Genomic DNA, 20573 nt, shown 5'->3' with positions numbered 1-20573 from the left:
CCATGTCGCAGCAGACGGGCCGTGCCGAATTTGAATACCCCCAAAGCAACAGCTTCTCGGGTAATTTCCTTGCTGGCAAAGCCGCCCAGATTGAAAACCGCACCGATTATGCTGCGCGCTATTTACAGCGCGCCCATGAAATCGATCCGGGTAATAACGATCTGCGCCGTCGGGCGTTTCTCGCCCTGATTGCCGATGGCCGCATTGCCGATTCCGAACCGATCGCGCGCTTGCTGATAAAAGAAAACCCGCAGGATCTTTTTGCCGTCATGGCGGTCATGGATGCCGAAATCCGCGACCAGAATTATCAGGCAGCCCTGGATGCCGTATCGGCCCTGCCCGAACGCGGCATTACATCGCTGATCGTCCCCTTGGCCAAGGCATGGATTTACACCGGGCTTAAGCAACGCGACAATGCGTTGATTGCCTTAAATGAATTGCAGGCCAACGGATCGCTTAATCCGCTTTCGGAATATCATCGCGGTTTGATCCTGGCCTTTTTCAATGACCTCAACGGGGCCGAAGTTGCCCTGGCCAGTGCCTATGGCGACCCGGCCGATGCACCACTGCGTGCCGCCGAGGCCCTTGGCGCTGTGTTTGAACGCAAAGGCCAGTCGCAAAAAGCGTCGCTTTTGTATGAAAGCTATATGGATCGCCATCCGCAATCACTCGCGATGCCCTATCATCTGGAACGCCTTGCCAGGGGCGAAGCCCCGACCAGCACCGTTCTGACACCGGCATCCGGTCTGGCCGAGGCTTACCTTGATATCGCAACATTGCTGAGCCAGGAAAATGCGGTTGATCCATCGCTTTTGATGGCGCGCTATTCGCTTTCGCTGCGCCCGGGCGATGACATCACCCGTCTGCTGGTTGGCGAAATCATGGAAATTCAGGAACGCTTTGACGCGGCGATCACGGTCTATCAATCAATACCGGAAAATTCCCCGCACAGCTGGAATGCCCGCCTGCGCGCCGCATCCAGTTATGAACAGATCGGCCAAACCGATGCGGCAATTGACCTTTTGGAAAAGATGGTCAACGAACGCAGTGACCGCCCCGATGCCCTGATCCAGCTTGGCGATATCCTGCGCATTGATCAGGAATATGCCGCAGCGGCCAGTGCCTATAACCGGGCAATTGAACGGTTGGGCGGCCCCGATGTTGTCGGATGGCGCTTGTTGTATCGTCGCGGGATTGCCTATGAACGTGCCGGTGACTGGAACCGCGCCGAAGCGGACTTCCTCAAGGCGCTCGAACTCGAACCCGACCAGCCCTATGTCATGAACTATCTGGGCTATAGCTGGGTCGATATGGGCAAAAACTTCGATCAGGCCGAAGATATGCTTAAACGCGCTGTCGAATTACAGCCCGAAGACGGTTATATCGTCGATAGTCTTGGTTGGGTTTATTATAAAATCGCCCGATACGAGGATGCCGTTGAACAGCTTGAAAAGGCGGTTGAACTCAAACCCGACGATCCGACCATCAATGATCATCTTGGCGATGCCTATTGGCAGATTGGCCGTTTCCACGAAGCACGCTTCCAATGGCACCGGGCCCTTTCCTTCAACCCGACCGATGAATTGCGCGTCGATGTTCAGGCCAAGCTTGACGGCAAAACACCGCATGCCGGGAACATTGCGGTTAACTGAAACTGAGTGATCCGGGATACGGAACGCTATGACTTCGATCTTTATTGAACCTGCACCGGCAAAACTGAACCTGTTTTTGCACGTCACCGGCAAACGCGATGATGGCTATCACCTGCTTGATAGCCTCGTCTGCTTTGCCGAGTATGGCGATGTTGTTTCCGCCACACGGCGCGATGACACCGCGATCACCCTTGCGATTTCCGGCCCGATGGCGGGAAACCTTTCGGATGGCAATCCCGATGACAATCTTGTCATGCGCGCCGCAAAGTTACTGCAAACCGAAGGCAAGGTTTCACAGGGTGCCGACCTGACCCTTGAAAAAAAACTGCCGGTTGCTTCGGGCATTGGCGGCGGGTCGGCCGATGCGGCGGCAACACTGCGGGTACTGTGCAAACTGTGGCAGCTTGACATTCCTGCGGATCGGCTTGCCGCACTGGCCTTGTCGCTTGGCGCGGATGTGCCGGTATGCCTTGGTGCCAAAACCGTCCTGATGCAGGGTATTGGCGATGAATTGATCGATCTGCCGGAATTGCCGAACCTGTCGCTGGTTCTGGTCAATCCCGGTTGTGCTGTTGCCACAGCGGATGTTTTTCACGCCCGCGTCCACGATGATGATGACAATGGCAATGGCCGTGACTTTACCGACAGTGACCTTTGGGACCGCACAGTGCATTTCAACAGCGGCGCATCCCTTGCCGCAGCTTTGCAGGACTGCCGCAATGACCTGACACTTCCGGCATCGGGAATACTGCCGGAAATCTGTGATGTGCTTCAGGCGCTGGCACGCGAAGAAGGCTGTTTGCTGGCCCGCATGTCAGGCAGTGGCGCGACATGCTTTGCGATTTACGACACCGATGATCAGGCAACAAATGCGGCAAATATGATTGCCACAGAACAACCTGATTGGTGGGTTCAGCCAACCCGCATTCAAAGCCATGATAACCGCGCCCTGTCGCAAATCGGCGCATCTTTTCCCGCCTGAAATCCCCCGCCCACCACCAAGATAAAAAAGGTTTAAATAGAGGGTTGCACTCCGGCACGGGGAACGCTATTTTCCGCGCCACACATGCTGATGGGGCGTGGCCAAGTGGTAAGGCATCGGTTTTTGGTATCGTGTACCGTAGGTTCGAATCCTACCGCCCCAGCCAAGACAAACCGCTTTGAGGTTTTCCTCGAAGCGGTTTTCTTTTGTTTGCAATCAAATTTCGAGCTTTGAAACGTCCTGTCCTTGGAAATCAGGTTGCCCGGCCCCCTCGTTGTCCAACCTTAAGCCATCGGGTAACCACAGCAACCAACTGATCGGGGACAATCGGCTTTGTCAGATAATCCGACATTCCCACCGCCAGACAGCGTTCCCGTTCACCAGACATCGCACTGGCCGTCATGGCAATGATCGGCACCTGTTTATAACTGTCACCGGCATCGCCGTTGCGTATCTTTTTCGTGGCCTCAAACCCATCGATTTCGGGCATCTGGCAATCCATCAAAACACAATGGACCCGGATCCCCTGTTCTTCCGAATTCCACAATGCTTCCAAAGCTTCGCGGCCATTTCGCGCCGTTATCAGTTGTGCATCCACGTCACCAAGAAACCCGCGTGCAACGGCAAGATTGATGTCGTTATCATCAACAATCAACACAACAGCCTTTGGACGATCCGCATTGGCCGTCGCCACCTTTTCGGCAATATTTTCTTCCGGTTTGGCCGTTCCGGTTTCAGACGCAAGCTTGATCACAGCCTGCTGATCCTCGTCACTTTCTTCATCCGGCTGGCCAACCGTCAAACCAACAAGCTTTTTAAGCAGCTCACCGCGCATCAACGGATGGTTCAGCATGATAATGCCCGACTGATCCCGCGCAATCCCATCGACGTCACGCCCCACCAGCAACAAGACCGGTACTGCTGACACGCGATCCTTGCCGGATATTTCCAAGGCACGCAAACGATCCAAAATTTCAGGAACTTCTGGCAGCTCACTATCGATCAGAAGAAAATCAGGTAACCTGTCGCCATCATATTTGCCATTCTTCAACCAGCTTCGAATCAGATGAGCGTCAACGACCTCGCCCCCAAAAAGACGGACAATTTTCTCTGCAACCGTTGCCCCTTCGTCGCTTGCGCGCAGCAAACCAAATGTCTTGTCGGAAAGAACCATTGGAATGGTTTCTTCCTTGCAAAGATTTTGAGCAAACCGGACATGGAAGAAAAACTGTGCCCCTTCTCCCTTTTCGGCTTCAAAATTAATGTCTCCGCCCATCAATTGGCAAAGCTGCTTGCAGATTGAAAGCCCAAGCCCGGTGCCGCCAAACTGACTGGATACGCTATTGTCTTCTTGCGAAAAGGCATGGAACAACCGATGGCGGTTTTCCGGGGCAATGCCCACACCGGTATCGTGAACTTCAAAGTCAAACCGCACCATGTCATCACGATCCACACTGCTGCGTGCAATCAGCGTAATCCGGCCTTCTGTGGTAAATTTGATCGCGTTACTGATCAGGTTGTTCAGCACCTGCTTTAACCGGTTCGCATCCCCGGTAATCTCGGCATGGACGAGTTCCGTCGTGTCGAGAATGAATTCAAGTCCCTTTTCATGGGTTCGTACCGCACTTGATTGCGCAACCGCCTCGACAAGCCCCAGCGGATCAAAGGGTTTGTCTTCGAATTCAAGCTTGCCTGCCTCGATCTTCGACAAATCAAGAATGTCATTGATCAGCACGGATAATGATGAAGTACTTGCCTCGGTCATGCCGATATAGCGCCGCTGATCATCGCTAAGCGGTTCACGCCGGATCAGGTTTAACGTGCCAATTATGCCATTGAGCGGTGTGCGCATCTCGTGACTGACATTTGAAATAAATGCGCTTTTCATTTCGCTTGCCTGCACCGCTTTTTGATGGGCAACTTCAAGTTCTTCTGTGCGCTTGATCACCTGATCTTCAAGTTCGACATTTGCCTGACGAATACGCTGCTCCGCTTCTTTTTGACGGGTAATATCGCGCGCTATCGCAGCAACCCCCGCCAATGTCCGGTCATCGGTAAAGATCGGCGACAATGTCAAAGAGATATCGCATATCTGCCCGGATACACGCTTGTGCCGCGTCTCAAGCACCTGCGGGGTCATATCGCTTATCACCTGTGCCAACTGTTCTTTGAACACAACACCTTCGAACAGCTTCAGACCATCTATATTCTGACGGATTGCATGATGGCCTGGAACACTCAGCAATGCGGTGGCAGAATCGTTCCAACTGGTAATCTGGCCCGATAAATCCATGCCAATGATCGCATCTGACGACCCATTGATGATGGCCTCATATTCGGCACGCGTTTCGGAAAGCTGCAACTTGCTGCGATAACTGCGCTGTAACAGAAACAAAATCACCAGCAAAATCAAAAGCACGACGACCACAAAGCCATAGGTGGTTGCCCGCCGCTTCCACATCAGGTCGCCAATCACATCCATCGACGCCATCGCATAAAGATTTAGCGATGCACGATCGTCTGTATTTAACCGAATCTGCTCATGATGAACCAGAAACCTTTTTCCGGTGGCAAGTTCGGTGAATCGTCCCTGAGTGTCGTTGTGGTCAACTTGGCTTTGATAATCGCCGTCCCACTTTCGCGACGGGTCCAGATCACGGCTAAATCGCAAATTTTCCAACGGATGATAAATATAAAATCCCTCATCATCCGTCAGAACAGCCTCAAATTCACTTTCGGCCTGCTTGCGAAAACGCGCCAACAAAATTGATGCATCGACATTCATGATCACAAACCCGAAACGACGGCCATCTTCGTAAAAGATCGGTGTCGCCAATCGAATTGTTGGCTGGTACGGGAAGACAAGCTTGCCAAATTCCCTGTTCAAATTGATTTGTGAAATATACAGCTCCTGCGGATGCAGGTTCGATGCACTTTTAAAATAATCGGTATCAGACTTTGGCTGAAGCCCCTGTTCCCCAACGATCTCGATCTTGCCAGAAAGCTTGTCGACGCGAATAAGCTCCATACCATCGTCATTTATGTCGATGACCCGAAGCTGATCTATCTCTGGGTTGTTCTGCAACATGGAAACAAAGATCGTTTCCAACCGGTATTTCCATTGATCAGATGATGTGCCGTCAAACGGATCTATTCCGTCATTGGCGCGTGCGCGGGTCAATCCATCAATTGGTGGTGTCGCATGCAGAAAAAGAAGATTTCTTTTATACTGGCTGATCTCTTCGACCAGCAATCCTTTGGCATGACTCGTGACACGCTCAAGGGACTGATTGACCTCAACGGTCACTTCTCGGCCAAGCCATGTTTCGTAATAAAATGTCAGCACTCCGCACGTGACAAGCAAAACAAGCAGACTAACCGGCAGCAATTTACCATGCTGTCTCAGCCCATTTGGAATGTTCCGTTGCGAAGGATATTTCAAATGATTATTGCCTCAAACGCCTGCGGACCGGATTATCCAACACGAACGGCTGATGTTTCATAATGACCGGCATGCCTCGTCTTTATGACATGCGCCGTCAGACGAATTTAAGACAAGCCGTGACACACAAGGACATCACCTCGCCCCGTCATGATAATTGTGCATGATTATATATGGGGTAGATTCACGAAAATTGAAACGCCCATTAATGTTCAGACCTTTCTGCCGATACCCACAAGGCATCCGACCTGATCCGGATCGATGCCCAAATACCGGTCATGGACAGGATGAGGACAGAACAACCGAACCAAAGCCCATGCAAAAAGCCGACATATGTCAGCAGGGTTTGCGGCCTGTCTTTCCAAACAGATACGCCGAAAAACCCTAAAGACCGCAATCACGCCATTGCAATTTTAAGCGCCCGGACACATTCGATATCGGTTGCAACCCGCCCGGCAGCATATCCCCGTCCGGTCACGACGATTTTACAAGACGCATGCAGCCCGCCTGCCCCGGTTTGGTTTAAAATCTGCACCGCATTATCCGCAGTAACACCTGCACCGGGCAAGATTTCCAGCCGCCCGGCGGATTTTTCAATCAATTCACCTATTAAACGGCTTCCCGCCAGGGCATCATCGCGCTGCCCCGATGTCAAAATACGATCAAAACCAAGATCTATTGCGGTGTCGAGTGCCTCAAAAGGATCAGGCGTTGCATCAAACACACGGTGCAACGTGGTTTGCACCCCGGCACAAACCGACAGCAAATCCGCCAAAGCATCCCGATCCAGCGTTCCATCGGGTTTCGCAGCCCCAATGACGATACCCGCAGCACCACAGTCGTGCGCAAATTCGATTTCGCGCTTCATGATTTCAATTTCGGTTCCGTCAAAAATAAAATGCCCCGGTCGCGGCCGGATCATCACCATACAAGGTGCCGATATTTCACGCAGGCGCATCAGCGCCCCCGGTGTTGGCGTTAATCCACCAACCGCCAATGCCGAACAATATTCAATGCGATCCGCCCCGCCTGCGATGGCCACCAAGGCATCGTCAAAGCTTTCAACACAAACTTCCAAAAGCGGTCGCGCACGAGATCGTGCAAGCGGTCGTGACCGGGCCGTCATACGCCAGCCCTGTCATCAAGCAGATGCAACATCGCCGCCCCGCGCAGGCCGCCATCGCGGTGATAGCGTCCTGGCATTACCAATGGCGCGTCATAGCGCCCCAGAACCCGGTCACGGACCTGATCATCAATCATTGTGATCAACCGCCCCTCGGATGCCAATCCCCCGCCAACCGGCACGCAATCAGGATCAAGCACATTGACCATCAACGCCAGTTCACCGGCAATCAGATCAACAAAGATTTCAACCGCGTGGGTTGCGATGGCATCACCATTTTGCCAGCCATCGGTAATGTCATAACTGGGGCGGCCCTGCCCCGATATCTGAGCATAAATGCGTTCAAGGCCACGTGCCCCGCCCCATGCGTCAAGGCACCCGGTCCGCCCGCAACCACATCGCACCGCCGCCAGCCCATGACGGATCAACGCGCCTGAAACATCATTACCATGGCCCCATTCACCGCGAATGCCGCTGCGCCCGCCAATGAATTGCCCATCAACCACAATGCCGCCGCCAACACCGGTCCCCAGAATAATCGCAAATACCGTGCGTGCATCCTTTGCCGCCCCGCTTCGGGCCTCGGCCAGGGCAAAGCAATCGGCATCATTGGCCACCCGGACCCGACGATTGAGGATTTTTGAAAGTTCGGGGGCAAACGGCCATCCCTTGATCGCCGGAATATTGGCCGAAATCACCGCCCCGGTTTGCGGATCAAGCCCCCCGGCAAAACTGATACCGATATCAGAAGCCGCACCAAACTCAGCATCGGCATCGCCAATCACCCCGGCAATGACCGCGACAAAAGCATCACGATCATCGGCCGGTGTCGGCACTTTGATGTGGGACTGGATATCACCCGCCGCGTCAAACGCCCCGAATTCGATTTTCGATCCGCCAATGTCAAATGCGTAATGCATGTCGTGATTTGCCTCACCTGATACCTGTCCTAACCGGATACACCAACGATTTCCTTCCGGCAAAAGAAACAACGCACGCCCTGTACAATGACCGCCCAACTTGGCGAACAAATATCGACCGACCATGCACCAAAATTCCCCCGTTCGATATGGCCGCAAACTCCGACTTTCATAGATCAGAATATACACAAAAAGCACGGATACCGGCCCCAAACGACCAATCTGACGCCCGACAAAGCTTGGCCAAGCCGGAAAACTGCAACCAAACTTTTATAAAACCGTCAGCTCAGTGACTTTTTAGGCGGTTAAAAACACATCAATTGCACACGTGTGCAAAACCACCGGCCTGCTTTTCCCATTGCCTGTCGCACCCGCCTAATCAAAGGAGATCCGCATGAACCGTACCCAGCTATACAGCTCGGCCATTGCAGCAGCCATGCTGTCGCTCGCCGCCGCCCCGGCCTTTGCTGAAGATTACACGATCAGCGTCTGGGCGGGTGGTACCAACCCACCTGATGCTTACCGCCTCGAGGCCATCGAAATGGCTGCCGACATGCTCGAACGCGAATACGCTCTTGAGGGTAAAGAACTGAACATCCAGGTGGAAAAACGCCGGGACTTTGGTGGATGGGATCAGTTCAAGCAGGCCTTCACACTGGCCGCCGAGGCCGGTAAAGCCCCGAATATTGCCGTAACCAGTCATCTCGACATCGCGCCCTGGGCCCAAGCTGGTTATATCGTGCCAATCGAGGATTATATCGACATCGATTCCTGGCCGACCAACAATATATACCCCAACCTTATCAGCATCGCCCGTCTGGGAAATGTGCAGTGGGGCATCCCACAGGATTCAGAAAGCCGCCCGATGTTTTTCTGGCGCGATACGATGCGCAAAATCGGATATAGCGACGCGCAAATTGATGCCCTGCCAGAACGGGTTGCAACTGGTGACTACACCCTTCACGACGTTCTGGAAGACGCCAAAAAAGCCGTTAACGCAGGCATTGTCGAAAAAGGCTATGGCTTCTATCCCCGTGTTTCCAATGGGCCGGATTATGCCCAGTTCTATCAATCCTTTGGCGGCAAACTGGTCGATCCCGAAACCGGCAAGCTGCTGCTTGACCGCAAAAGCATGACTGATTTCTACCAGTTCTTTGTTGATTGTGTGAATGCCGGGGTAACCCGCAGGAACCACATCGGAACAGAATGGAACCAATGGTACAATGAAGTCTCCCACGGCAAGGCCGCTATCTGGCACGGGGGAACTTGGCATTACGCGCGCTATATAAAGGAAGGCAACGAGGATTTCTTTGGCACGATCCAGTTCTCCTTAATACCCAAGGGTAACAAGGATGAAGGGCGTCCGAACACCATCACCCATCCGCTGGTATATCTGTTAGCCAAGCAGGGGGATGAAGATACACTGGAAATTGCTGCCAAACTTATCAAGATTGCCAGCGAACCCCGTATCAACGCATTGCATGCCATCAAATCCGCACATCTGGGCATCAGCCCGCTGGAGCAGGATATTGATTTCTATGCAAATGACCGCTGGGCCCGCGAAGCGACCGCACGCCTGCTGCCTTATGCCAACGCCCAACCGAACAATCAGAAATATGGTCAGTTCTCGCAGATCATGTGGAAGGGCCTTGAAGCCGCCTGGGGCGGTATCAAAAGTCCTGAAGACGCCGTTGCCGAGGTGGAACAGGAAATGAAAGCCGCACTTGGCGACGACCTGATCATCCGATAACGCCTATTCCGATTTTTACAGGGCAAGGGAAGTCTATTTCCTTTGCCCTGTTCCTCGGCATCAAAAAGTAAGATTGTCATGAAACATATCAGTTGGCTGGGCGTGGGATTTTTAACACCCGCACTGTTAATCGTCGGGTTCCTTTTTTTTGCCCCCGTCGTGATGACTGCCGTTTTTTCATTTACCAATATGAGTACCGCAACCGGTATTTCCGGGGGTGATTACCTATTATCGCCCAACAACCTTGACGAAATGCAGGCGCACGGTGTTTCCCAAAAAACGCTGGATGCCCTGGCCGATACCACCTATCAGGTCGACGACCACGGCCTGTTGCTGCTGGCACAGGAATTCGGCACCGAAATCGCCAATGAGCTAAAGGAACGCCACAACAACGACATCTTCAAAAATCGTGGCGAACTTGAACGTGCCCTAAAGGACATGAAACACCGCATTCGGTCCCCCCGTGATCGCAAAAAGGCCGCCGATCTTTTCGGCACCTCGATCCTGAATCAGCGTTTCACCAGCAAAGTCGATTTCATCACGGCTGTAATACAAACCGGCGCCGTACAGGCCGATATTCCTGCGGTAACCTCGGTCGCCTATACCGGCTGGCAATGGACAACCAATAATTTCAAACGCCTGTTTTCATTACCGGCCACTTGGCGCTACGCGCTGAATACGTTGGCTTATGTGACCTTAACGCTTGTATTCAATATTGGTTTTGGCTTGTTTCTGGCGATTTCAACGTTTTACATGCCAGAAGGATTTGCAAATACATTTCGCACCATCTGGTTCCTGCCACGGATACTGCCCCCCGTTCTCTATGTCCTGATGTGGAAATGGTTCACCTGGGATACGGGATTTCTATCCACTATCCTCGCCCCGCTGGGCATTCCGGCACAAAACTGGATGATGCAGACGTCAACCCACGCCTGGGTCACGATCATCCTGATCAACGGATCCGTCGGTGCATCTTTGGGCATGATCCTGTTTTCAAGCGCCATTCGATCAATCCCGGCATCAATGCTCCATGCCAGCGAAGTCGATGGCGCATCACGATTCCAACAGATCCGGCACATTATTTTACCGCAACTTCGATGGCCAATTCTGTTTCTTACCTCCTATGAAACACTGTCGTTACTGGCATCGTTTGAACACATCCTGCTGACCACGGATGGCGGACCGGGCAAAAGCACCGAAGTCTGGGCGCTGGCGGCCTTTCATACTGCACTGAGAAACTATAGCGGCAATTTGCAGTACGGCTATGGCGCAGCATTCGCCCTGATACTTGTCGCCATCGGGATCGCAGCAAGCCTTGTCTATATGAGGCTGTTCAATTTCCGCGACCTTGTAAGTAAACCGCGGATCGAACGATAGGAGGCAGGCATGCCAATACAAAGCAGAAATTTCAAAGCTGCGCCGATGATCATTCTGTTATCCCTGCTTTCGCTACCATTACTGATCATGTGTTTTTATCTGATCGTCGACACCATCACCAACACACAACCGGGAACTCTGATCCCCGACGAGATCACCTTCGAACACTGGCGTTTTCTATGGCAAACCACAGAAAACAGCAGCGCCAATATCTGGCGGGTTACGCTGAACACTTTTGTGTTCTCCATCACCACAGCCACGACCATTCTGGCGATCTCTCTGACGGCGGGTTATGCGCTTTCGCGGCTCAACATCCCGTTTCGCCGGTTTTTTCTTAGCGGGCTGATCATGCTGCATGCCTTTCCGACAATCACATTGATCATCGCCATTTTTCTGATCCTGCAAACGCTCGGCCTCTATGACAGCCTGATCGGCGTCATCATGGTTAAAAGCGCACTTGAGCTTCCCTTTGGGATCTGGATCATGAAGGGGTTTTACGACAATGTTCCCTGGGAAATCGAAATGGCCGGCGTACAGGACGGTGCCAGCCGATTTACCGTATGGCGCAAACTTGTCCTTCCACAGGTCCAACCCGGAATGATGGCGCTGCTGGTTTTTTCCTTCCTGACAGCATGGAGCGAGCTTGTCTTGCCGCTGGTTTTGGCACCGGGCAATAAGTCACAGGTACTGTCGGTCTATCTTGCCACAATGCTCGCGGACGAAAGCTCCATCGACTTCAACCTGATGAAATCGGTCGGCTTGTTCTATGTCATTCCGGTCATCATCACCTACATGATTTTCCAAAGAAAACTTATGAACATCTACGGCGGAGGCACGAAAGGCTGATGAAAATCGAGCTGCGCAATTTCACCAAACGTTTTGACGGACAAGCCGTTGTCGACAATGTCTCGCTGACAATAGAAAGCGGCGAAATGATCGCGCTTCTTGGCCCTTCGGGTTGCGGCAAATCAACCAGTCTTTTTTCAATTTGCGGCATCCACCGCATGGACGAAGGACAGTTGCTGTTCGGCGACAAGGACGTAACCAATCTGCCGTCGCAAAAACGCAATGTCGGCGTGGTGTTCCAAAACTACGCCTTGTACCCACACATGAGCATCTTTGAAAATATTGCCTTCCCCCTTGTCGTGCAAAAGGCCGACCGGGCAACAATTCGTCGCAAGGTTGCCGACATTGCCGAACTTGTGCAGATCAGTGATTTACTTGAACGCAAACCGGCCAATATTTCCGGGGGACAACAACAGCGCACGGCCCTTGCCCGGGCCTTAATCCGGCGCCCCGACGTTCTGCTGCTTGATGAACCGCTTGCTAATCTGGATGCCAAACTGCGGCTGGAAATGCGTTCGGAAATTCGGCGAATTCAGTCGGAAACCGGAATCACCGCCATCCTTGTTACCCATGATCAGGTCGAGGCAATGTCGATTTGTGATCGTATTGCCCTGATGCAAAAGGGCAAAGTTGTTCAGCTCGACAAACCCAGGGAAATGTATGCCAACCCGGCCAATATGTTTGTTGCTGAATTCTTGGGGAATCCCCCGATCCGTTTCATGCCTGCCGAACTTCACGAAAATCAAATGATTGCTGGCGGTGCGGCTTTACCACGCCCCCAACACCTGAAACAATCGAACCTGCCAGACAAAATAAACTTGGGCATACGCCCCGAGCATTTTGGCCCGCAATTTGGCAACGAAATTTCCGGACATATTCTGGCCATCGAAACTCAGGGGCGGGAAAATCTGTATGATGTCGCCTTGTCCGATGGCGGGGTTTTGTGCTCGATCCAGCCCGCAAATGATCATTTGAACCCTGGTGATACGATTCAGTGGGGAATAGCAAGCCAGCATCTTCTGGCCTTTGACGGACAGGGAGAACGCATTTGACCGGCTCCCGCAAAACCGTCCGCCCCTGGATGTCACCAGACCGGCCCTATTCCATCGCTCATCGTGGGGCCAGCGATTATGCACCGGACAACACGTTGGCATCTTTTGAACTGGCGCACGCATTGGGGGCCGATTTCTTTGAAGTCGACTTACGTCTCAGCCGGGATGGAATTGTCGTTGTCTGGCATGATCCCGAAATCATTGATGATGATGGTGGTAAACGGCAAATCGCCAATATGACTTTTGACGAAATCACCCTTGCCTCAAAGGATGCAGGCTATCCCATTGCGCGCTTTAGCGATGTTCTGGCCCTGGCACAACGGAACGATATCGGTATCTATGCTGATATAAAAGCATATGACGCTGCCCACCCTGTTCTGGAGCAGCTCCGTGCCGCGCATATCGAAAAAGCCATTCTCGGAGCATTTGATCGCGATATTCTTATCGATCTCGGAAAAACCGATTGTCCATATCCGCGGGCAACACTGATCCGGGCCGACGCGGACCCTTTCGAGGGAACCGAGAATTTCGACATCCTGCATTTATGCTGGGAAAATATGACATCCCGTCCCGACTGCCTTGTTACGCCCGACCTGATCGCCAAGGCGCAATCACAAGGACAGCAAATCGTTCTATGGCACGAAGAACGGCCCGACATCATGGCCCGACTTCGCGCATTGCCGGTTCTGGGCATTTGCAGCAACAAGCCAGAACTGGTCAATCCGTTTCGACCAAATGCCGACTGGCCGGTCAAAATCGTCTGTCATCGCGGGGCTGAGCGCCTTTTGCCCGAAAACACGACTGCCAGCATGCATTGTGCATTTGCGGCCGGTTTTTCGCATGTCGAATGCGATATTCGCAGCAGTAGCGATGAAATGCCGATCATCATGCATGATGCCGATCTGGCCCGAACCACCAACGGCCAGGGAATGGTCGCCACCAAAAGTCTGGCGGATCTGCGCAAACTTGATGCCGGCAAATGGTTCGCGCGGGCTTTTGCCGGGTTAGCCATTCCGCAAATCGACGACGTTCTCGATATTGCACGGATATATGACGGTCATCTGTATCTGGAACTCAAAACCGGGCCTGTCGAACCTATTCTGAAAGCCGTAGATATCGCAGACTGCCTTGACAGGTGTTTCTTCTGGTCCTTTGACCGTCAGATTCTCGGCAACTTGCGTCAGCTTTGCAAAACAGCCAAAATCATGACACGCCGACAGGATTACAGCAGCCTTGACGAGGCAATTGCCGATCTTGGTGCGGCGATCATTGAATTCACACCTGACGAAGATATGGATGACATAGCACAATGCCAAAAACACGGCGTTGCCAGCATGATTGCCTATATGGGAACGGACATTGCCACATTCGAGAAAATCATTCTTCACCGCCCCGATTACGTAAATCTATCCGATGCCTTCGGGTTTCGGCGTTGCTATGAACGGTTTTTCGCATGACACCGCCTTTAGGCAAAGCGGCGACCTCCTATGATGTTGCAATCCTCGCCGGGGTTTCACGTTCGGCCGTATCACGCGCCTTTACTGACGGTGCCAGCATTTCCACCGAAACCCGAAAACGGGTCATGGCTGCGGCCAAAGAGCTGGGTTATCACGTCAATTTTCTGGCCCGCAGTCTGCAAAGCCGCAGATCCAGTCTGGTCGGGGTCGTGGCTTCTGCAGCGGAATCGCCGTTCCGCGCCAAGCAGATCAAAATCACCGCAGCCGAACTTGTTCGCCGAGGCTATTGCCCAATCCTTCTAAGTGCTGAAACCCCGGACGATATCGACAATCTGACATCCTCATTGTTCAGCTACAACGTAGCGGGCATGATCATTACCTCTGGCACACCACCGGAAAGCATCATTGCTGAATGTAATCGTCTGAGCATCCCCGTCGTCCTCGTCAATCGCGAGGCCAATGTGACGGGTGCCGACCAAGTCAGTATGGATATAAACCAAGGCGGACAACTTGCTTTCGACTTACTGAAATCGGCCGGTGTTCAGAAGTTTTGCGCAATATCCCCCCGAATACCGACATATTCGGTAAATGGCCGGATAGATGCATATGTAAGTCGCTGCCAAAAGGAAAATGTCCCTTTACAAATGGTCGAAATCGACGGTCAATCCTATGCATCGGGCTTGCATGCCGCCGATCAGATTGCCGCACATCTTGACAAGATCGACGGTGTATTTTGCGGTACCGACCTGATCGGACTGGGTGTGATGGATGGTTTGCGCTACCGGCATGGATTGCGCATCCCCGAAGATATTCAAATACTCGGATTTGACGATATCGATCAGACCGGATGGCTGTCCTACAACCTCTCAACCATTCGCCAGAACGCGGGCAAACTGGTCAAGGCGGCGGTCGATGCCATGCAACAGCGTCTCGAAGCCCCGGCCTCTGCATATCAGCAACACATCATTGCCGTAGAACCGGTGTTGCGTGCAACGACACGCAAATAAAAAAGGCCACGTCAAATTTTTGACGTGGCCTTAAAAAACAAATCCTAAATCAGACGCGCAAGCGTGCTGACAGATCATCATAACCCGGCATGTCTTTTACCGGGCCAAGGGCGGTAATCGTCGGCGTCCCGGTTAGCAATGCCTTGCCGGCCTCGCGGACGCGTTCCAAATCAACCGCTTCGACCCTGGCGATGATTTCTTCCATGGTTTGCGGACCACCGAAAATCTGAATCTGTCGCGCCAGTGATTCACAACGCCCGGAATTGCTTTCCATCGCCATCACAACCGATGCCTTAAGCTGGGCACGGGCACGCATGACTTCTTCTTCGCTCAGATCAACCGTTGCCCGAACCAGTTCGTCACACATCACGGGCATCAATTCGCCAATGTCATTCGGGCCGGTCCCGGCATAGATCGAAAACAGCCCGCCATCGACATAATGCGACGAGAAACTGTACACCGAATACACCAGACCGCGCTTTTCACGAATTTCCTGGAACAAACGCGACGACATGCCGCCACCCAAAAGCGTGTTGAACACCTGAAGATCATAGAAACTGTCATGGGTGTAAGACACCGTCGGCAGGCCAAAAATCACATGAACCTGTTCAAGGTCACGCTGTTCGATGCGGCTGCCGCCCTCATAACGAAGGGCTTCCATTTCATGGTCTTCGTGGTTCGGAAGGTTATCGAACTTTTCGGCAACCATATCGACCACGCGTTGATGTTCGACTTTACCCGACGCCGAAAACACCATGCGTTTCGGGCTGTAACGCCGCGACATAAAATCAAACAGATCATCACGCGACAGCGACGATACATTTTCCGGACTGCCCAGGATCGACCGACCCAATGCCTGATTTGGCAGGGCCGTTTCCTGAAAATAGTCAAAAACAATATCGTCGGGCGTATCATTGGCCTGACCGATTTCCTGCAAAATCACCTGACGTTCGCGTTCAAGTTCTTTCTCGTCAAGGGTCGAGTTCTGCAAAATATCGGCAATCACATCAATCGCCAGTTCCTGATCTTCGTGCAGGACCTTGCAATAATAGGCCGTATTCTCGCGCGAGGTATAGGCATTCATCTGCCCGCCAACATTTTCAATTTCTTCGGAAATCTGCAATGCGGTGCGACGTTTTGTGCCCTTAAAGGCCATATGTTCAAGCATATGGGAGATGCCGTTGATATCGGGCGTCTCGTTGCGTGCGCCAACATCGACCCACGCCCCAAGCGCCACCGACTGCACATGATCAAGGCGGTCAGTTGCGACAATCATCCCATTGTCAAGCTGGGTGAGCTCGACTGTCATATAGATATACTCCTGTGTTTCAATTCATATCCTGACGTCATATGCATCTCAGGCCGCACGCCGATTATTGCGGACATGCGCCATCAAGGCGCTCACATCATTGGACATGGGTTCGACCTTCTCAGGCCGGTCATATAGATCAGACAGGCGCGGGGGCAAGTCCGGATAAATACCCGATGCCTGTTTAACAGCGTCCGGGAACTTCGCCGGATGGGCCGTCGCCAAGGCAATCATCGGCACCGATGTATCACGGTTGCATTTGCGCCCGGCCACAATGCCAATCACCGAATGCGGATCAACCAGTTCACCCGTGGTCGCCAGCACATCCTTGATCGCCGCCCGGGTTTCATCGTCGCTCAGGCGGTACCCGTCAAAATGTTCCCGTGCGCGGGCAAACTGGCCCTGCGACATTTCCATAACCCCGGTTTCACGGAATTTGGTCAGCATCTCGGCGATTGCAAGGCCATTGCGGTCATAAAGGTCAAACATCAACCGTTCAAAATTCGAACTGACCTGAATATCCATCGATGGGCTGATCGACGGCTCAACGCCTTCCATCTTCATCACGCCGGTTTCGAAAAAGCGGGCCAGAATGTCATTGCGATTGGCCCCGACAACAAACTGTTTGATCGGAAGCCCCATCTGCATCGCGGCGTAACCGGCATAGACATTGCCAAAGTTCCCCGACGGCACCGAGAACGATATTTCACGATCTGGCGATCCCATCTGCGCCCCGGCCCAGAAATAATAGGCGATCTGGCACATGATGCGCGCCCAGTTGATCGAATTGACCGCCGACAGATTAACATCGTCACGGAACCCATGATCGTTAAACAGCGCCTTGACCAGATCCTGACAATCATCAAACGATCCTTCGACCGCAAGGTTATGCACATTGTCTGACAGGATGGTCGTCATCTGACGACGCTGAACTTCGGAAACGCGGCCTTTCGGATGCAGGATGAAAATATCGATATTGTCCCGATCGCGGCAGGCCTCAATCGCGGCCGACCCGGTATCACCCGACGTCGCGCCGACAATCGTGATGCGTTCCCCGCGTTTGGCCAAAACATGATCAAACAAGCGGCCAACCACCTGAAGCGCATAGTCCTTAAACGCCAGCGTCGGACCATGGAAAAGTTCCATCACCCAATCATTGGCACCAAGCTGTTTAAGCGGCGCCACCGCTTTGTGATCAAACCCGGCATAGGTATCTTCAAGGATGGCTTTAAGCGCATCATCATCAACCGATCCGGTGGTAAACGGCTGAATTACTTTATAAGCAACTTCGGCATAGGTCAGCGTTCGCAGCGCACGAATGTCATCCGCGGTGAACGTCGGCCAGGATTCAGGCACATACAATCCACCATCGCGGGCCAGGCCAGCTAAAAGGACATCATCAAACTGCAAAACGGGGGCGGTTCCCCGCGTGCTGACATAACGCACGACGCTTGCTCCTGAATTGGGCTTTATCACAACATTCAGGCAACTTTATCCCCTACGGACAAAGTCATCCAAACCCCGAGTTTTTGAGGGGAACAGCCGCCATAGTCAAGGGCCAATCGGACAGATCAAATATGCCTTGCCCAATATCACGCAAAGCCATGCGATCCATGCCTAATCGTCAAGCTCGATCCCATGTTCCTTAAGCTTGGCCTCGGCGCGGGCCGCCCGACGAACCACCGTGCGATAGTTGTTAAGCAGAATCCGCAGAATCGCCTTGATGAAACGATCCGATGCCGCCATCTTTTTTTCGAACGTCTGGCGATTGATCGCAATTAAAACAGTACGTTCGCATGCACGCGCCGATGCCATACGCGGCTGATTATCAACAAGCGCCAGCTCGCCAAAAAGGCCCCCGGCCTCGATCGAGCCAAGAACGACTTCTTCATCGCCATTTATGGTCTTATAGATTTCGACCCGGCCTTCCTGCACGACATAGGCCGCACTTCCCGGTTTTCCTTCCCGAAAAATGACCTGATCGGCGATATAAACCTGCCGATCCATGACTTTCTTGTTGCCGTCGGTTATTCCCATGACACATCCGGGAAAAAGGAAAAGAAAATCAGGCTGTATGCCTTTGCCTAACCGCGCCTATCTACGCGCAAAGCAGCATGAATGCTAGCAGATAAGCCCGGCCATTCAATCAGTTTTAGCCAATCAGTTTCAGCGGCCATACCTGTCTTGCACATGCGCCTTAAACGCCGCCACACCCAAAGGTTTGCCGGTTGCCTCGATCAAAATTTCGTCGGTTGATTTGCTTGATGCCTTGGCGTGAATATTCTTGCCAAGCCAGGTCATCAACGGTGCGAAATCACCCTGCGCCAACGCCCCCGGAATTTCCGGCTGCGCCTTTTTGGCAGCGGCAAAAATCTGGGCTGCGGCCATCGCCCCCATTGTATAGGTCGGGAAATACCCCCACGACCCTGATGGCCAGTGGATATCCTGCAAACAGCCGTTCGCGTCATCTGGCGGCGTAATGCCCAAAAGTTTCCCCATCATCTCGTTCCAGGCGCCTGGCAGATCGGCAAGCTTCATATCGCCTTCGATCAAGGCCCGTTCCAGACGATAGCGCAAGATCACATGCGCCGGATAGGTCACCTCGTCGGCGTCAACGCGAATAAGCCCCGGTTCGACACGGGTATAAAGACGATGCAGGTTCTGCGCGTTCCATGCACTGTCATCACCGCCAAAGGCCGCCTTGAAAACCGGCCCGGCATAGGTCAGAAATTCTTCCGAACGGCTGGCCTGCATTTCCACCAGCAAGGACTGGCTTTCATGCATTGTCATACCGCGCGCCTTGCCGACCGGCTGATTACGCCAATCCGTCGGCAGCCCGCGTTCATACATGGCATGTCCGGTTTCATGCAGAACCCCCATGATCGCCGAGGTAAAATCAGCCTCGTCATAACGCGTCGTGATGCGCACATCATCGGGGATACCGCCACAGAACGGATGGTGCGAGATATCCAGACGGCCATGGTTAAAATCAAAACCAACCGCCTTCATCAGATCAAGGCCAACCTTGTTCTGAACCGAAATCGGAAACGGTCCATTTGGCGCGACCGGGGCCTTTTCGGCCTTTTGGCGTTCGATCACATCGCGGGTAAAGGACGGCAGGAAAGCTTCAAGTTCCGCAAACAAACTATCAACCCGCTCTGATCGCATCATCGGATCATATTGATCCAGCAACGCATCATAAACCGATGTGCCCAATGCGTCGGCTTTGGCCTTGCCGGTCTCGATCGACAAATCAAGCACGGTCTGAAGTTTGGGCAAAAGACCGGCAAAATCATTATCAGCCCGCGCACCACGCCAGGCCACCTCGCACGAGGTCGCGGCAAGCGACATCTTTTCCACCAGATCGGATGGCACCGCCGTGCCATGCACCCAGTTGCGTTTCATTTCCGCCAGATTGGCCGCCTGCCAGTCATCCAGGCTTTCGCCTTCGGCCGCTTTGATCAGATCGCCGATATCAGGCGCATTGACCAATTCATTGGCCATAACGTCAAGGGCGGCAAGCTGTTCTGACCGCGCATTTGCCCCGCCATTTGGCATCATCGACGCCATGTCCCAATGCAACATCTCGCCAATACCGGACAATGTGTTGATCCGGCGAAAACGGGATTCAAGTGATTTATAGGCGTCGGTCATGG

At 52.9% G+C, this 20573-nt stretch carries 15 protein-coding genes, 1 tRNA gene and 1 pseudogene; 10 read left to right on the top strand and 7 right to left on the bottom strand.

Features of this window, described 5'->3' with window-relative positions:
* Positions 1-2: 2 nt before the first annotated feature.
* From TALK_RS06580 to TALK_RS06570, 3 genes are all read left to right on the top strand, one after another.
* On the top strand, positions 3-1652 hold the full coding sequence (locus TALK_RS06580) for a tetratricopeptide repeat protein (protein ID WP_245829723.1): 1650 nt from the start codon (positions 3-5) through the stop codon (positions 1650-1652).
* Positions 1653-1680: 28 nt separating this feature from the next.
* Complete coding sequence (locus tag TALK_RS06575) at positions 1681-2634, top strand: 4-(cytidine 5'-diphospho)-2-C-methyl-D-erythritol kinase (RefSeq protein ID WP_085617070.1); 954 nt, start codon at positions 1681-1683, stop codon at positions 2632-2634.
* A 91-nt stretch (positions 2635-2725) separates the two neighbouring features.
* Positions 2726-2800 (top strand) — tRNA-Gln (locus TALK_RS06570).
* Between the two features lie 87 nt (positions 2801-2887).
* Here TALK_RS06570 and TALK_RS06565 read toward each other — a convergent pair.
* From TALK_RS06565 to TALK_RS06555, 3 genes are all read right to left on the bottom strand, one after another.
* Positions 2888-6022 (bottom strand): PAS domain-containing hybrid sensor histidine kinase/response regulator, encoded by a 3135-nt coding sequence (locus tag TALK_RS06565; RefSeq protein ID WP_085617068.1) that lies wholly within the window; start codon positions 6020-6022, stop codon positions 2888-2890.
* 451 nt (positions 6023-6473) lie between these two features.
* Entirely contained in the window at positions 6474-7202 is a 729-nt protein-coding gene (locus tag TALK_RS06560) for a copper homeostasis protein CutC (protein ID WP_085617066.1), read from the bottom strand.
* Positions 7199-8119 carry an ROK family protein gene (locus TALK_RS06555; RefSeq protein WP_085617161.1) on the bottom strand — a complete coding sequence of 307 codons (921 nt, stop codon included), beginning with the start codon at positions 8117-8119 and terminating at the stop codon, positions 7199-7201. The genes TALK_RS06560 and TALK_RS06555 overlap by 4 nt, the downstream gene beginning before the upstream one ends.
* Positions 8120-8513: 394 nt before the next feature.
* Here TALK_RS06555 and TALK_RS06550 point away from each other — a divergent pair, with 394 nt between their 5' ends.
* The 7 genes and pseudogenes from TALK_RS06550 to TALK_RS06525 all read left to right on the top strand — a co-directional run bounded on the left by TALK_RS06550 (position 8514) and on the right by TALK_RS06525 (position 15608).
* The gene (locus TALK_RS06550) at positions 8514-9869 is read left to right on the top strand and encodes an extracellular solute-binding protein (RefSeq protein ID WP_085617064.1); all 1356 of its coding nucleotides are present in this window, start codon (positions 8514-8516) and stop codon (positions 9867-9869) included.
* Between the two features lie 78 nt (positions 9870-9947).
* Complete coding sequence (locus TALK_RS06545; RefSeq protein WP_085617063.1) at positions 9948-11246, top strand: carbohydrate ABC transporter permease; 1299 nt, start codon at positions 9948-9950, stop codon at positions 11244-11246.
* A gap of 9 nt (positions 11247-11255) precedes the next feature.
* Positions 11256-12092, top strand: coding sequence for a carbohydrate ABC transporter permease (locus TALK_RS06540; RefSeq protein ID WP_085617061.1), 837 nt, complete (start codon positions 11256-11258; stop codon positions 12090-12092).
* The gene (locus TALK_RS06535; RefSeq protein ID WP_085617059.1) at positions 12092-13144 is read left to right on the top strand and encodes an ABC transporter ATP-binding protein; all 1053 of its coding nucleotides are present in this window, start codon (positions 12092-12094) and stop codon (positions 13142-13144) included. The genes TALK_RS06540 and TALK_RS06535 overlap by 1 nt, the downstream gene beginning before the upstream one ends.
* Positions 13145-13173: 29 nt before the next feature.
* Positions 13174-13797 (top strand): annotated as a pseudogene (locus TALK_RS22430) (glycerophosphodiester phosphodiesterase); the annotation flags it as partial.
* 33 nt (positions 13798-13830) lie between these two features.
* Positions 13831-14601: a glycerophosphodiester phosphodiesterase gene (locus tag TALK_RS22425; RefSeq protein WP_417519774.1), complete on the top strand. Its 771-nt coding sequence runs from the start codon at positions 13831-13833 to the stop codon at positions 14599-14601.
* On the top strand, positions 14598-15608 hold the full coding sequence (locus tag TALK_RS06525; protein WP_085617055.1) for a LacI family DNA-binding transcriptional regulator: 1011 nt from the start codon (positions 14598-14600) through the stop codon (positions 15606-15608). The genes TALK_RS22425 and TALK_RS06525 overlap by 4 nt, the downstream gene beginning before the upstream one ends.
* A gap of 49 nt (positions 15609-15657) precedes the next feature.
* On the opposite strand, the gene TALK_RS06520 is transcribed toward TALK_RS06525, so the two are convergent.
* The 4 genes from TALK_RS06520 to TALK_RS06505 all read right to left on the bottom strand — a co-directional run bounded on the left by TALK_RS06520 (position 15658) and on the right by TALK_RS06505 (position 20571).
* Positions 15658-16917, bottom strand: a complete 1260-nt coding sequence (locus TALK_RS06520) for a M16 family metallopeptidase (protein WP_085617053.1) — start codon at positions 16915-16917, stop codon at positions 15658-15660.
* A 48-nt stretch (positions 16918-16965) separates the two neighbouring features.
* The gene (gene thrC / locus TALK_RS06515) at positions 16966-18363 is read right to left on the bottom strand and encodes a threonine synthase (protein ID WP_085617051.1); all 1398 of its coding nucleotides are present in this window, start codon (positions 18361-18363) and stop codon (positions 16966-16968) included.
* Positions 18364-18534: 171 nt separating this feature from the next.
* Positions 18535-18954, bottom strand: a complete 420-nt coding sequence (locus TALK_RS06510) for a cyclic nucleotide-binding domain-containing protein (RefSeq protein WP_085617049.1) — start codon at positions 18952-18954, stop codon at positions 18535-18537.
* 129 nt (positions 18955-19083) lie between these two features.
* Positions 19084-20571 carry a carboxypeptidase M32 gene (locus tag TALK_RS06505; RefSeq protein WP_085617047.1) on the bottom strand — a complete coding sequence of 496 codons (1488 nt, stop codon included), beginning with the start codon at positions 20569-20571 and terminating at the stop codon, positions 19084-19086.
* Positions 20572-20573 lie beyond the last annotated feature (2 nt).

It is taken from the genome of Thalassospira alkalitolerans (genome assembly GCF_002115745.1).
In the GTDB taxonomy this organism is placed as follows: domain Bacteria; phylum Pseudomonadota; class Alphaproteobacteria; order Rhodospirillales; family Thalassospiraceae; genus Thalassospira; species Thalassospira alkalitolerans.
Note: the sequence above shows the minus strand (reverse complement) of the source record. Positions and strands in the feature narration are given on the sequence as shown.

Coding starts and splice junctions, on each gene's coding strand:
- TALK_RS06505 (WP_085617047.1), bottom strand. CDS start 20,571: ATGACCGACGCCTATAAATCACTTGAATCCCGTTTTCGCCGGATCAAC.
- TALK_RS06575 (WP_085617070.1), top strand. CDS start 1,681: ATGACTTCGATCTTTATTGAACCTGCACCGGCAAAACTGAACCTGTTT.
- TALK_RS06520 (WP_085617053.1), bottom strand. CDS start 16,917: ATGACAGTCGAGCTCACCCAGCTTGACAATGGGATGATTGTCGCAACT.
- TALK_RS06550 (WP_085617064.1), top strand. CDS start 8,514: ATGAACCGTACCCAGCTATACAGCTCGGCCATTGCAGCAGCCATGCTG.
- TALK_RS06535 (WP_085617059.1), top strand. CDS start 12,092: ATGAAAATCGAGCTGCGCAATTTCACCAAACGTTTTGACGGACAAGCC.
- TALK_RS06525 (WP_085617055.1), top strand. CDS start 14,598: ATGACACCGCCTTTAGGCAAAGCGGCGACCTCCTATGATGTTGCAATC.
- TALK_RS06540 (WP_085617061.1), top strand. CDS start 11,256: ATGCCAATACAAAGCAGAAATTTCAAAGCTGCGCCGATGATCATTCTG.
- TALK_RS06555 (WP_085617161.1), bottom strand. CDS start 8,119: ATGCATTACGCATTTGACATTGGCGGATCGAAAATCGAATTCGGGGCG.
- TALK_RS06560 (WP_085617066.1), bottom strand. CDS start 7,202: ATGACGGCCCGGTCACGACCGCTTGCACGATCTCGTGCGCGACCGCTT.
- TALK_RS06580 (WP_245829723.1), top strand. CDS start 3: ATGTCGCAGCAGACGGGCCGTGCCGAATTTGAATACCCCCAAAGCAAC.
- TALK_RS06510 (WP_085617049.1), bottom strand. CDS start 18,954: ATGGGAATAACCGACGGCAACAAGAAAGTCATGGATCGGCAGGTTTAT.
- TALK_RS06545 (WP_085617063.1), top strand. CDS start 9,948: ATGAAACATATCAGTTGGCTGGGCGTGGGATTTTTAACACCCGCACTG.